Annotated in this window: 13 protein-coding genes; 9 read left to right on the top strand and 4 right to left on the bottom strand. The window is 36.6% G+C overall.

Translation table 11 applies throughout. From position 1 onward, the window contains the following. Positions 1–20 precede the first annotated feature (20 nt). The 5 genes from amrB (at position 21) to ACHUFV_RS10815 (ending at position 4,638) form a co-directional block, all read left to right on the top strand. A complete protein-coding gene (gene amrB / locus ACHUFV_RS10835; protein WP_394233943.1) occupies positions 21–836 on the top strand; it encodes an AmmeMemoRadiSam system protein B in 816 nt (271 codons plus the stop codon). Between the two features lie 134 nt (positions 837–970). Next, the gene (gene pobA, locus ACHUFV_RS10830; protein WP_394233941.1) at positions 971–2,200 is read left to right on the top strand and encodes a 4-hydroxybenzoate 3-monooxygenase; all 1,230 of its coding nucleotides are present in this window, start codon (positions 971–973) and stop codon (positions 2,198–2,200) included. A 305-nt stretch (positions 2,201–2,505) separates the two neighbouring features. Beyond that, on the top strand, positions 2,506–2,949 hold the full coding sequence (locus ACHUFV_RS10825; RefSeq protein WP_394233939.1) for a GNAT family N-acetyltransferase: 444 nt from the start codon (positions 2,506–2,508) through the stop codon (positions 2,947–2,949). 857 nt (positions 2,950–3,806) lie between these two features. Continuing rightward, the gene (locus tag ACHUFV_RS10820; protein ID WP_394233937.1) at positions 3,807–4,145 is read left to right on the top strand and encodes a hypothetical protein; all 339 of its coding nucleotides are present in this window, start codon (positions 3,807–3,809) and stop codon (positions 4,143–4,145) included. A gap of 13 nt (positions 4,146–4,158) precedes the next feature. Further along, positions 4,159–4,638, top strand: a complete 480-nt coding sequence (locus tag ACHUFV_RS10815; RefSeq protein WP_394233935.1) for a DUF2231 domain-containing protein — start codon at positions 4,159–4,161, stop codon at positions 4,636–4,638. 243 nt (positions 4,639–4,881) lie between these two features. Here ACHUFV_RS10815 and ACHUFV_RS10810 read toward each other — a convergent pair whose 3' ends face one another. From ACHUFV_RS10810 to ACHUFV_RS10800, 3 genes are all read right to left on the bottom strand, one after another. After that, positions 4,882–5,328, bottom strand: coding sequence for a hypothetical protein (locus ACHUFV_RS10810; RefSeq protein WP_394233933.1), 447 nt, complete (start codon positions 5,326–5,328; stop codon positions 4,882–4,884). A 114-nt stretch (positions 5,329–5,442) separates the two neighbouring features. Next, positions 5,443–6,441 carry a DUF3231 family protein gene (locus ACHUFV_RS10805; protein WP_394233932.1) on the bottom strand — a complete coding sequence of 333 codons (999 nt, stop codon included), beginning with the start codon at positions 6,439–6,441 and terminating at the stop codon, positions 5,443–5,445. Between the two features lie 157 nt (positions 6,442–6,598). Continuing rightward, complete coding sequence (locus ACHUFV_RS10800; protein ID WP_394233930.1) at positions 6,599–7,087, bottom strand: hypothetical protein; 489 nt, start codon at positions 7,085–7,087, stop codon at positions 6,599–6,601. A 234-nt stretch (positions 7,088–7,321) separates the two neighbouring features. On the opposite strand from ACHUFV_RS10800, the gene ACHUFV_RS10795 reads away from it, so the two are divergent. Further along, positions 7,322–8,110, top strand: coding sequence for a hypothetical protein (locus ACHUFV_RS10795; protein WP_394233928.1), 789 nt, complete (start codon positions 7,322–7,324; stop codon positions 8,108–8,110). A 4-nt stretch (positions 8,111–8,114) separates the two neighbouring features. Next, complete coding sequence (locus ACHUFV_RS10790) at positions 8,115–8,573, top strand: hypothetical protein (protein ID WP_394233927.1); 459 nt, start codon at positions 8,115–8,117, stop codon at positions 8,571–8,573. 328 nt (positions 8,574–8,901) lie between these two features. Here the strand turns inward: ACHUFV_RS10790 and ACHUFV_RS10785 are convergent, their stop codons facing one another. Beyond that, entirely contained in the window at positions 8,902–9,912 is a 1,011-nt protein-coding gene (locus ACHUFV_RS10785; RefSeq protein ID WP_394233925.1) for a DUF3993 domain-containing protein, read from the bottom strand. 274 nt (positions 9,913–10,186) lie between these two features. On the opposite strand from ACHUFV_RS10785, the gene ACHUFV_RS10780 reads away from it, so the two are divergent. Next, positions 10,187–12,067, top strand: a complete 1,881-nt coding sequence (locus tag ACHUFV_RS10780) for a XylR N-terminal domain-containing protein (RefSeq protein ID WP_394233923.1) — start codon at positions 10,187–10,189, stop codon at positions 12,065–12,067. Positions 12,068–12,285: 218 nt separating this feature from the next. Next, a complete protein-coding gene (locus tag ACHUFV_RS10775; RefSeq protein WP_394233921.1) occupies positions 12,286–13,134 on the top strand; it encodes an alpha/beta fold hydrolase in 849 nt (282 codons plus the stop codon). Positions 13,135–13,222 lie beyond the last annotated feature (88 nt).

The raw sequence follows: 13,222 nt of genomic DNA, 5'->3' as shown, positions 1-13,222 counted from the left end.
AAAAGGAGATGAGAGAAAGTATGTCAACTTTATGCATTTTAGCTACACATTCACCTAGAATCATTCACCAGGATCGTATTGAGGAACCTTTTCAAGGATTGTATGAGGGAATGAAGGCTTGTGGTGAAGAGGTTCAACGGTTTAAACCCGATGTTTTTGTCGTTCTTACTACACATTGGTTCACAACCTTTAATATCTATGCAAATGCAACCCCTATCCAAGCGGGAATTTATACAGCTCCTGAAGCTCCAGAAACAATTAATCGAATGGTTTACAAGCTAAAAGGGGATACAGAATTAGCGCATCAAATTGTAGAAAATGGTTTGCAAGACGGATTACCATGTAAGATAGCAAATGATGAAACAATGTTGGTTGACTATGGGACTCTAGTACCCGTTCAGTATTTTGATCAAGAAAGTAAAATCCCTGTCGTTTCGTTATCCGTAAGCTTGAATAGTAGTGTGGAAGAATATATCAAACTGGGGAACTCACTCGCTAAAACATTTGAAAAGAGTGGGAAGAAGGTCGCGTTTGTTGGAAGTGGTTCTCTAGCACACTATCATTCGAGAAAACCAGAGGATTGGCCAACTGAAGAAGAACAAAAGCTCGATAGAGAATTACTAGGTTATCTCGAAACTGGAAGGTTTAATCAACTAAGAGATCGATTAGATAAAATCGCAAAAGCTGTACGTATGGAAGGGTTTGGCTACCATGTAGCAGCATTATTAGGTGTACTAGAAGGGCTTAAGCATGAAGAGCATGAATCTCGTCTGCTTGTTTATGGTCCATCCTCGGGAACTGGAAATGCTTGTATGACGTTTACACCGACAAAGTAATGAGTAAGGTTCAACTGTATTAATTAATATCAGTTAAATCTAATGATGTGCATAATACACTGAATATTTAGAATTGAGTTAATGATATCTTGATAGTCATGGATAGAGAAAACACTATTAGGGAGGATAAGATGATGAAGACACAAGTTGGGATTATTGGTGGAGGACCAGCAGGTCTTATGCTCTCACATCTATTGCATTTACAAGGAATAGATTCCATTATTATTGAGAGACGCAGCCGGGAAAAGGTAGAAGGAACAATTCGTGCAGGCGTTATGGAGCAGGGTTCAATGGATCTGCTGAATGAAGCTGGTGTCGGAGAAAGAATGAATAAAGAAGGCCGAATTACGGATGGTATATTACTTCGTTTTAATAAACAGGATTATCGGGTCAATATGAACGAGCTAACGGGTGGAAAAAGGATTATTTTTTATCCACAGCAGGAAGTGACGAAGGATTTAATTGCTGCCCGGTTAGCGGATGATGGTAAAATTATCTATAATGTTGAAGATGTGAGTTTGCATGATGTAGAAACCTCGGAGCCTAAAATACGCTTTAGTTTGGATAACGAACTGCAGGAAATTTCTTGCGATTACATCGCAGGCTGTGATGGATTCCATGGTCCAAGTAGACCCACTATTCCAGATAAGTACAAAACGGAGTATTTAGAAAATCTTCCATTTGGCTGGCTCGGTATTCTAGCTGAGGCACCTCCATCAGTAGATGAATTATTGCATGTCCATCATGAACGTGGGTTTGTATTAATCAGTCCACGTACGCCTGAAATTCAAAGAATATATTTACAGGTCCCGCCAGATGATGATATTGCCAATTGGAGTGATGATCGAATATGGTCTGAGCTACGTCAAAGACTGGAGACAGAGCATGATTGGAAATTACTTGAAGGCCCAATCATACAGAAATCCATCATTCCAATGAGAAGCTTTGTATGTGACCCGATGCAGTATGGAAGGTTATTCCTTGCAGGTGATTCTGCACATATCGTACCACCGACTGGTGCAAAAGGATTAAATCTTGCATTCTCTGATGTACAGGTATTAGCGAAAGCATTTTCTAATTTTTATAATGAAGGAAACAAGGATCTTCTTGAAGAGTATTCCGAAACTTGTTTACGTCGTATCTGGAAGGCGCAGCGCTTCTCGATTTGGATCACATCAGCGCTCCATCGCTATCCACAGCATACACCATTTAACCATCGTATGCAGCTTGCAGAATTGGAATATTTAGTGACATCAGAGGCATCCATGACTAGTCTTGCAGAGAATTATGCCGGCCTGCCAATTGAATGGCCGGAAATGGAAAGTCATAAGGACGTCTTGAAAAATCTTGTTTCACACAAATAAAATATGCTAGATACACCTCCACGATATAGAAACTTGGTAGACTGTATAAAAAACGTGCCGGATTCATTCTAGACCTAGATGAATCTGGCACGATTTTGATATTCCTATTTCTATAAAGACCGAAAAACGGGCGAGTTAAATTCAAAACTTGCTGCCGTTTCCAATAGTAAGAAAGGTGCCGAAATAGATGCGAGAATGATAGTAGATAGGTTAAAATAAACATCTTTTTAAAGGTGTTTTTTTCATACTTATCGAAATTTTTATCAGAAGTTGTAATAAGCTAATCATGGAGGTAGATTTTATAAATGAATATTCAAGTTGCTAAAATGAGCCATAAGCAAGCGATTTCCGAGTGTGTGGATGCGGCTTATGCTATGTACATTGAGAGAATTGGAAAAAAACCTGCACCTATGGTAACTGATTATACGGAACCGATTTTGAAAGGTTTTGTACATGTAGCTGTGGAAAGGGAGGAGATAAAAGGCATTATTGTGCTAATACCGAAGAAAAATTACTTGTTAATAGAAAATGTGGCTGTCCATCCGGGTTTCCAAGGGCAAGGTATTGGAGGTGAATTAATTAAATTCGGTATTGAGTACGCTAGGAAAGCAAATTTAGAAGAGGTTTGCTTATATACGAATGAGTTAATGACTGAAAATCTTACGTATTACCCTAAGTTCGGGTTTGTTGAAGTAGATCGCCGGATAGAAGATGGCTTCAACCGTGTCTATATGTCAAAGTCTTTATAATTTATCAGCTATCTGTATGGTCAAACAAGAATCATGGCTGAATTCTTTTTTCTTAATAAAAGGCTTTCTAAAACTAACCTATATTTTTCCGCTAAGATATAAATTTAAAAAATTCAGAATATATTGAATTTATGGTAATGTATTCCTAAGTATAAAATTGGAGGGATATGAAATGAGTGAAATTGTTTGGGGAAGTCCTGCTAGTTTATTTTGTTTAGGGTTCTTTTTAGCAGGTTTGGGCGTATTTATTAAGCTTTCTAGATCGTCTAACAAATCATAAATCTACCGAAAATCCTAACGGTCGGTTATTGAATCAGAGGATCTTTTTTACGAAAAGAAAGCCTGGTAATTCGATCGGTCTAAGATATGGAGAATAGAGTGGAAATGGAGTGACCAAAAACTGGATAAGTAGAGTATGCCTAGCAATAGCATTACTCATAACGGTTTATAATTTCATAATAATCGACACGCCTGCTACGAAAGCAACAGGGGTCATTTTCATATTAATCATCATTGCAAACATACAACTAACGTTAAAGAGTCGTGATTAATCATTTTTACATACAAGACTGCAGAATCTATTGCAGTCTTTTTTCATGCTCAAATGGGTACTTACGTTCAAAAGGCATACAAATTAACTTTTTTTGTTAAAGAAGTCAATAGATATTTCGATTCCCTCCTTTAACTGGACCATCAACTATACTGATTTTTTAAAAAAGATGTATTTTAGATACATTAATTAGTCATTCTTTTATTTATTCAAAAATATAAATGTAAAAACCTAATTAACCGATCATCTCATGGTTAGTTAGGTTTTTGTAATTTGATTTTCCAACCTATTGAAGGAGGGAATGATTATGCTGGTTTTATCTGTTATTCTTTTTGCGATTGCCGCACTTGGTGGTTTGGTACTTGGGGTTTCAGGGCTTCGTCAGAGAGAATTGCCAATGTGGCTATCACTTATACATGGCCTCGTAGCAGCTGCTGGACTTGTAACTTTAATCCTTGTAGTCCTACAAGGAAATGCGGGAACACTTGCCATTATTTCTTTAGTACTTTTCCTAATCGCTGCGCTTGGGGGATTCGTGCTTTTCTCCTTCCATTTACGCAAAAAGCCTCATCCTAAAGGTCTAATTGTTATTCATGCTTTAGCTGCTGTAATTGGATTTGTCCTCTTGCTTATAGAAATCTTATAAGGGAGGACATTTTATGAAGCAACGGAGAAAATTGAGGGTTTTCGGACATCCATTACACCCGGTCGTTACGCATTTTCCAATGGCACTTTTACCGGTATCGTTTCTAGGTGATTTACTTGGAGTCTGGACAGATGCATCGTTCTGGTGGAGTTTTTCATTTTATAATCTTGCAATAGGGCTTGTTTTATCATTACCTGCGTTAATTACAGGTATGATTGATTTTTTAGCGATTTCAAAGGATGGGAATGCAGAAAACGTAGCGATGCACCATATGACCATAATGATTGTCGCAATCATGATGTTTATGGGCAGTTTTTTTATTCGTTTTGGTGTTGAAATACTCTCTGGGTGGCGATTAACGAGTGCCATTTCCCTCTCCTTGCTGGGTCTAATTTTTCTTTTCATCGGGGGATGGTTAGGCGGACAACTTGTTTACCGATACGCAATAGGTAGCGATCCAGTAATAGACAAATCAAAATCAGAGAAATCTTAATTCATTTAAAATAGAGGATTTTTGTACAATATCCATATACAGCTGCTTGGTTAATAAGTATATTTGTATGATCTTCAATAATATAGCGTGATTGTGGAATATCAAAGCCTAATTCCTCGCTAATAATAAAGAGAGATTAGGCTTTTTTATCTTGCAAGATCTTGTAAATTCGCATTTTCTAGATGTTACACCCTCAGAAAAGTCCTAAATTGCTTTGCTGTACACTAAAAAGGTAAACACTCACTATTCATGTCTTAACCATTTTTTTAGTAGAATCCCCACAACCAACCCTGGAATGACACATAACATAGGGAACCAGACTGTTCCTAGATATATCCCCAATAACTTTACCCTGGCTGCATACATAAGTCCAATAGTAACAGAACACGCAGAAATAACAAATGGTAAATAGGAATAAGGTTCTTTACCTCCACCTGCCTCCTTATAAGAATCCCACATGGCAAAGAAGTAAACACAAGGATAAAACATGAGCCATTGGTAATTGGTAAGTTCAATTGCTTCACGAATTCTCCCATTAAAGCTAAAGAAAATAATCTGATTAAAATGGGATTGTATATTAATGGTAATTTCCAATAGGATAAATAATATTCCTTTTAGATATTTTCCGTTAAGTAATTGACCGAAGCCTGGAAATGCAATACTCCATAACAAATTTTCTTTTGGATTCACATTTGTCTAACCCTTTTTATAGATTTTTTATATCAATTAAAGCTACAGGTAAAAAGCAAAATGATAATTTAATAGTTATTTTTTTTGCTGTTTGCTGCTTAATCTCAAGGTTCTTTATTTCATTAACTGATCTCTGTCAGCTGCATGTGGCGGTCTTTCCAGCCACGCATGTTTAATTTGGAGGTTTAAAACGTCCTCTGCATAGAGTCCAATCTCACCTTGTAATCGAACGTAATCAGCAGCAATGTCACGTCTTGGGCTAGCTGAAAGTGCAGTTCCGTAGTTTCCCATTCCAGCAGCAGTCATCATAGAAATCTGATATAACATTAATTTATCTGAAAATGGGGATTCCGTTATGTCCTGGACCTGGGCATCCCAGGTTACAGGTGCAGGGAGGTCATCTTCATGTAAGTATTTACTAAAAACTTCAATTTGTTTCTTTGAAATTTCTTTCCCTCTTAAAAAATAATCTCTGATAGCCTTTAGTTCTGCAACTTGACCAAACCCAGTGATAACTGCTGTACCCATATGGTTCGTTTGAATATTAGAGAAGAGGTGAGTGATCTCTGCGGCAGTTAGTGGTCTTTGATCACCCCACCAACCCGCTAAAAAATGCTGCTTTTCAACCATATCCACTCCTTCCAGATAAGGAATATAAGGAGACCTAACTTCAATGCCTTTCGAAAGAAGGACATTTGTAGTATCATTAAATAATTCCATTGTGGAAGAAATACAAGACATAAAGTGTTCTCGAATATCATTTCGAAAGGTATGTGGTAAAATGGCTCCGTATGTAACTAATGCACCCTTTGTCATTTGTTTAGTATAGATGAGAAAGAATTCATCGGAAAAAAGTCTCGGAGCATCTACGTTCACATCGTTTTCAGTAAATCCAAGAGGAATAGCATGACCTTCCTCTTTAAAAATTTTTGTAATAACTTCTACATGCTGTTGAGATAAATCTAAGGCATGCTCCAAAATCTTTTTAACTTCTGCGTCTTCGACTTTAGCTAAATAATACTTATAAACACATATGAACATAGAATCCGATATATAATTTGCCCATAGACCGCCTACTTCAGATGAAGTTAAACGAATATGATGAGTTTCCATACTCTTACCTCCTGTTTAATAGCTGTTAACTATGTTCCCCAAAGAAGAATGAAATAAATCCATTGTTTTAATAAAGGTAGGAATCATTTGCTTAAATGGATTTTTTTTTGAAAAACTACTTGTTCCAGGAAAAACACGAAAACCAACGCATTTTCACTTAAAAAATACTCCTTCTTATCTTCCTTTTTGATAGCATCTTCTTAGGTTTAGTTAAAAACATCTGATATCCATAAAGCATAATTGAATAAAAAATATAGGTAACAAAGATGTGAATCGGTCTAAAATGAACCAATTTAAATAACTTCAGCTTTTGAAAGATTGTACATAAAGGAAAAGCGAGTAAGAAGTTCATGATCATATTCAATAGTAAATAGGCTCCAAAACGACCATAGGTTAAATGAAAAATCCATAAAGTACCAGAAAAGAAAGGTCCTAAAATGAGACTTAAATCAGTATAAATCTTTTCCTTTATTCCGCCTTTCTCTACGATCCACAGCTTGAAGGGTAGAGAAAATAAGCTTGTTAAAAGGATTAAACCTACTGCCAAATTTGCAACTGGCAGGTATTTTCTAAAGGACCGTTTCGGCAAGAAAACAAGCGACAACCATGAAATAGTGAGCAGTCCAACTCGAATGAGATTAACCATAAAAAAACCTGCCTTTACTAAGTGTAGTGTTATTATTGTGTAGCAAAAAAATGAAAATAAAACCTAAAATTGGTTTTCAAGGCTAAAGTGCTATTCACACAGCCACTGCCTGCTAAAATAATGCAGACAGCTTATTAAAGAGCGTGCATAGTAAGGGAAGTGTATAGTAAGGAAGTGTATAAATAGACTCCACATTTGGAAATATATGATAAATCGTTCCATAAGGTGGATGAAATGAACAACTATACAAATGATAATACTGCCAGAAGGTATAAAGCTCATGTTAGTATTTTAGGAACAACTCAATTGCATTTAAGAAATCCGTATATTATTGCATGGTGGTCCGCAGCATTCCCCGGATTCGGTCATCTGCTTTTATCTAAATATTTTAGAGGATATGTATTATTTATTTGGGAAGTTGTGGTCAATATAAAGGCTCATGTTAATTCTTCCATGATTTATTCCTTTCAAGGGAATATTGATATGGCAAAAGAGGTACTAGACACAAGATGGCTTCTCATGTATATCCCTGTTTACCTTTTTGGTATTTGGGATAGTTATCGGACAACTGTAGATATGAATAGGGTCTATCTTTTAGCCGAGCGAGAGGAACACCGTTTTAATTCATTTGCCTTAGGAGCATTTGAGATTAACTACCTAGATAAGCGAAATCCCATACTTTCCGTTATGTGGACATTGTTTATCCCTGGACTAGGGCAGCTTTATATTCATAGGATTTTAACTGCTTTTTTTGTCATCATATGGTTAGTGATTTTTTATTATCAATCTCATGTCCAAGAAGCTGTTGTCCTTTTATTTTTAGGTAAAGTAAAGGAAGCAACTTCGGTAATTAAGGCAGAATGGCTTCTTTTTATTCCATCACACTATGGGTTTGCAGCTTATGATTCATATATTAATACGGTTGAGAATAACAAGCTTTTCGAAAAAGAGTTACGGAATCATTTAGTTGAGAATTATCAATCGGAGGGCTTCAAAATACTAAAAGGACAAAAAGTGAAGTGAAGACATGCAGCTATTTTCAACATTTGAAACCACTGGATTTTTAGAAATGGCCATTTCAACGCTAGAAAAGAAAGGGATTAAAAAAGAAAGCATATTTGCTGTCCCCCTAGATAACCGACAAGAAGAACGGAAAATTTTCGATAACCTTCATCGCTCAGACGGTACCAGCCTGATTGATATTGGAATGGCACTTGCCACTGCTTTTGCAGTTATTGGGGCAAGTATTGGTTTTAAATTAGCTTGGGGACCCATTTATTGGGGACTGATTGGTGCGTTTGGTGGATTTGTTCTTGGATTTGCTATTCGGCTTTTTATGGAATTGGTTATAAAGAAAAAGAAAAGAGTTTTAAAAGGACAACACGCTGAAGTCATCTTAATTGTTGATTGCGAAGAATCAAAGGCTGAATTAGTGGAAGATATCCTTTGGAGCCATTTTGCATTAGGAATAGCAAAGGTAAAATGAAATAAACAAGACAAGGAAAAATTAATTGATTTAAGCTATCAAAATCCTTCTGACAGAGTTGCAAAAGATTCCATTACGGAAGTCAAAAGATAGGCAACCTTTTGAAAGGGTACAAAGGTAATTCCATTCAAGTTGTCAAAAGGGCGGACAAATATTCCTAAAATACTACTAGGTTTGTCATATTCATACAATACCCACAGTATATTACCACTTGAGATTCATTTTAATACTTTTTTAGCAATCTCAGACGGATCTGCCGTTTCAAATAATGGTAGATGAAACGGCAGTCAGCAAGATTTGAGACATTCCCTATCCGAACTCACTCAAATTATTCGCTAATGTTGCTAATAACCATGCTATCCCCCGTTTTGACAACTGTTGCAGATATGGTATGCGCATCCCAGGTAGTGGGCCCTTCATTCTCAGCGGGAATCCATTCTGAAACAATGAAGTTGCTGCCGTTTTGCTCTACCTTCGTTTCGCTTGAATAGCTGAAATTTGGAACATATCCTACTAAATAATCGGTTGGTTTAATTTCCCACATCCCGTTTTGCTGCCAGAACATCTTATCGAAGAAATAGCTGCTGCATTCCCAAGTGAGGTAGGGTGATAATTCTTCCTGTACGGCTGCTTTACTAGGATAGGAGCCATTCATATTCAATTGTTTAGTTCGCGCCTCTCTTAAAAAGCTGAATATCTGTTCGGTTGATGTCTTTGCTGCTTCCTTGGCAAGCTCCTCCTGGTGTTTTTTTTCTGCTTCTGCTTTTTCTTTTGCCGCTGCTTCCGCCAAGTAAGCATTCTTCTGCTCCAATGCTGCTGCCATCCTTTCGTTCGCTTCCTTTACCAGCTGGTCAAACTTAGGATGTGGTGACCCGTTTTCGGTGATCGCTTTACATAGGTTATAGGCCTCATCAAATTGCTGCTGCTCTAATAAAAGTTGTGATTTTGTCAAATCATCTGTATACCTTTTGAATTGTTCATCAAGGCCAGCAGCTTCTTCCTGTAATTTCAGTGCTTTCGGCTTTAATAAATCAATCACTTTATCTGTTTTCTTTGTCTTTGTAATTTTTTCACTTGTTAAAATTGCAGCGGAAAACTCTCCTTTTTCAAATAAATCAAGACTGTCTGTCATATACTTGGCAAACGTAATAAATTGCTGCACGTCATCCGTATTTTTCTCTTCTGCTGCTTTTTGGAATGAAAGTAGGGCATCCTCGTACTTCTCATCTTTTACTGATTCTGTTCCTGATTGAATGTGAGCTTCATATTCCTTTGAACTGCAAGCTGAGAGCGTCATTAATAATAGGAACGATATAATAGCAAAAAGTATCTTTTTCATCAGCACATCTCCTTTCAAAATACAATAATTCCTATTATATCCTATATGGAGAATACAATTTGTGGCAGTTTTTTCAAAGAAATCATTCGTGTAAATCAACGATTCTCACACAAGGGAACATTCCGAGGAATAATTCTAAATAACTAGAAATTTTTAAATTTACCAAAGTAACACGTATAATAGAAATAGCTATAAATTGATATCAATCTATTAAGGCTGTAAAAGGTATTTTGGTGGCGTTTGCATTTGCAATTAAATAGGAGGAGGAATTCTATTGATCATCCATACAACAGGAAAAAGCTACAATCATGAGTTAGATCTTCTTAACCGGAAAATCGTAACTCCAGAATCAGCATTCGGCCTTCTGAGGAAAACATTGATTTCAAATATTGGACAAGAACGATTAAAAGGATTCCTCATTCGTTTTGGCTGGGAAATGGGAGTGTATGATGCGGACCAAGCCCTCAAGGAAAAGCTCACAATAGAGGAATTATTTAAACAAGGACCGATCTATCATTGTATGAATGGACAGATTTCCGGAGCAGAGTACGAGGGTCGTGTTGAAATAGATGAACATCAACAGGTTGTTTCCTTAATGGGATCCGGTACTTGGGAGAATTCATATGAGGCATTGGATCATCTGAAGAGATTTGGAAAATCTGAGCATCCTGTTTGCCATACCCTAATTGGCTATGCAAGTGGTTTCATGTCAACCATTAGTGGACAGCGGGTTTTGGCAAAGGAAACAGCCTGTATTGGCAAGGGAGATTCAACATGCTGCTGGGTCTTAAAGACGCAAAATGAATGGGATGAGGAACTAAAGGATGAACTCCCGTACTACAATGAAGAACCCATTGTCAAAGAGCTTCAGTATACGTATGAACAATTGCTTGAACAAAAGAATACGGTGACGAGATTGATGGAGTTTCAAAAGGTTTTAACGGAAGAGATTGCGAATGGCAGTAATTTACAAACGATTATCGATATAGTATATAACTTAATTCAAATTCCGATTCTCGTTCAAGATATAGATCTTCGAAGCATCGCGTATGCAGGATTATCACAGGATGAATTTAATAAGGTGCAGGATGAAATGGGCCTTTACATGAAAGAAAATAGCTCAATATTCCCTCAAACTCGAAAAGAGAAGCACCAACTGCCTTTTCGAAAAAAAATGATCCAAATGGATCATCATGGGCATTTAATTGTTCCATTTCTTATAGAAAAAGAGGTTTTTGGCTATTGTACGTTTCTTTATAACGATATAAATACTGCGAATACGGAAGAGGATTATATGTTATTGGCTCGAATTGCAAATGCTGCGTCTCTTATCCTATTAAATGAGAAAACCAGATTTGAATCCTATACTAGAATGAAAGGGATATTCCTTGAGCAGTTATTAAATGGTGCGATCTCCTCTAAAAAGGAAATTTTGGTCAAAGGAAGATACATAGGAGTAAATTTGGAGTTGCCATACTACTTAGCTATTTTGGAATATAAAAATCCATCTCTTGCTCTAGAGGAGGAATTTCATTTTCAGGAAAAAATCTTTGAAACCATTTCTCAATATAGTAAGAGGGAGGAAGTAAATAGTTTAATTGGGCTCTATGAAGGAAATTTTATTCTTTTTATCACAAGAGAGGAAAAGGAAAAGAGAAGCATGGAGTCCGACATGCAGGGACTCTACCAAGAACTAAATAAGAAATACCCGAATTTTAAGTTTAAACTAGGCGTCAGTAATGAAGGAAACAGGATAGAACATTTGAAGCAGCAATATGAAGAGGCCTCTGTGACCTTACGGCTGAATACAGCAAGACAAGTGGTGTTATATAAATCTCTCGGGATTGTCGGACTATTGATTAACTCCAATAATAGGAGCGGCATAAAAATGTTAGCCAATCAAGAGCTGGGACCCTTACTAAATAAAGAAGATCCTAAAATGGGAGAGTTAATGAAAACTCTGTACATTTTCTTGCTAAATGGCGGAAAGCTTGAACAAACGCTCCTTGATCTATCTATTTCTATGAGCGGTCTTCTGTATAGAGTTAAAAAAATTGAAAATCTAATAGATAAGGATTTACGTAATCCTACTGATGCCTATCAATTATTACTATTAATAGAATCTTTAATTGCATTAGGCGAAATTAGTCTTTAGTTAAGTTATTACGATTCACTCTTGTAGTTTTTAATTTATACACTACAAAAAATTTACTAAAACGAATCATATTTTAACAGTTTTTTATTATATACTAAATATTCCGAATTTTATATCATTTAAATAGAACCTGAGGATATGAAAGCTCAACTCAATTGGTTGTAAGTGAATTCATCTTAAAGGTTCATGATTTATACATGGGAAAGGAGTTTTATTCAATGAGTTCATATCAGACTAAAAAAATCAATACTGGAAAATACCATACATTTTTCTGTGAAGGTGGAGAATCAAACTCCGAAACAATCATTTTTCTTCATGGTTCAGGACCGGGAGCAAATTCTGAGACAAATTGGCGAAATATTCTTCCAGCATTAACTGATCGCTATCATGTTATCGCACCAGACTATTACGGATTTGGAAACTCTGATCACCCTGAAACACCGCCAAGTAGTTTTTGGGAGTGGACAAGTTGCCGAGTGGAGCAGGTTCTAGAGTTAATGGATTATTTAAATATCGAAAAAGCAAAGCTTGTAGGAAATTCAATGGGCGGTGTCATTTCCATGAACCTGGTAATGACGGCACCAGAACGATTTGAAAAAGTACTTTTAATGGGCAGTGGTGGGGGAGAAGCGGCTCCAACTCCTGAGATTGCAAGAATGGTAGGATTTTATAAAAACCCAACCTATTCTGCACTCAAGAATTTAACCACTTGGTTTGTTCATGACCAAAAGAGTTTAGGTGAGGAACTGGAAGCGGTTATTAACGAGCGCTATGAAAACGTGATGCGTCCTGAAATTAGAAAGTCTTATACAAGTAATGCATTCCCAACTATGCCAGGGGAGAGTATTATTCCTCCAAATGCTTTAAGACAAATGGAACAGCCATTTCTATTACTTCATGGCGTAGAAGACCGATTTGTTGCAAAAGAGAGCAGTTTATCATTGCTGCAGTATCTGCCAAACGCTCAGTTGCATCTAATTAAAGGCTGCGGCCATTGGATGCAAATTGAAAAACGTGAAATATTCTTAAACCTATTAACTCAGTTTTTTGAAGGGAAATTGGATTGATATAGATCAAATTCGTGTATGTCAGGTTAAAAGAAAGCCTGGCATATACTTAAGGTAAAAATTCTGAATATTACAAAAATATAATTTG

The organism is Niallia oryzisoli (assembly GCF_043641075.1).
GTDB lineage: Bacteria > Bacillota > Bacilli > Bacillales > Cytobacillaceae > Bacillus_BD > Bacillus_BD oryzisoli_A.
The sequence above is the reverse complement of the archived record's forward strand: the minus strand, read 5'-3'. Positions and strand labels throughout refer to the sequence as shown.

What these genes read in the sequence shown, in the direction of transcription:
- ACHUFV_RS10785 (WP_394233925.1), bottom strand. Translation starts at nt 9,912, where the DNA reads ATGAAAAAGATACTTTTTGCTATTATATCGTTCCTATTATTAATGACG.
- ACHUFV_RS10805 (WP_394233932.1), bottom strand. Translation starts at nt 6,441, where the DNA reads ATGGAAACTCATCATATTCGTTTAACTTCATCTGAAGTAGGCGGTCTA.
- amrB (WP_394233943.1), top strand. Translation starts at nt 21, where the DNA reads ATGTCAACTTTATGCATTTTAGCTACACATTCACCTAGAATCATTCAC.
- pobA (WP_394233941.1), top strand. Translation starts at nt 971, where the DNA reads ATGAAGACACAAGTTGGGATTATTGGTGGAGGACCAGCAGGTCTTATG.
- ACHUFV_RS10815 (WP_394233935.1), top strand. Translation starts at nt 4,159, where the DNA reads ATGAAGCAACGGAGAAAATTGAGGGTTTTCGGACATCCATTACACCCG.
- ACHUFV_RS10775 (WP_394233921.1), top strand. Translation starts at nt 12,286, where the DNA reads ATGAGTTCATATCAGACTAAAAAAATCAATACTGGAAAATACCATACA.
- ACHUFV_RS10795 (WP_394233928.1), top strand. Translation starts at nt 7,322, where the DNA reads ATGAACAACTATACAAATGATAATACTGCCAGAAGGTATAAAGCTCAT.
- ACHUFV_RS10800 (WP_394233930.1), bottom strand. Translation starts at nt 7,087, where the DNA reads ATGGTTAATCTCATTCGAGTTGGACTGCTCACTATTTCATGGTTGTCG.
- ACHUFV_RS10825 (WP_394233939.1), top strand. Translation starts at nt 2,506, where the DNA reads ATGAATATTCAAGTTGCTAAAATGAGCCATAAGCAAGCGATTTCCGAG.
- ACHUFV_RS10820 (WP_394233937.1), top strand. Translation starts at nt 3,807, where the DNA reads ATGCTGGTTTTATCTGTTATTCTTTTTGCGATTGCCGCACTTGGTGGT.
- ACHUFV_RS10790 (WP_394233927.1), top strand. Translation starts at nt 8,115, where the DNA reads ATGCAGCTATTTTCAACATTTGAAACCACTGGATTTTTAGAAATGGCC.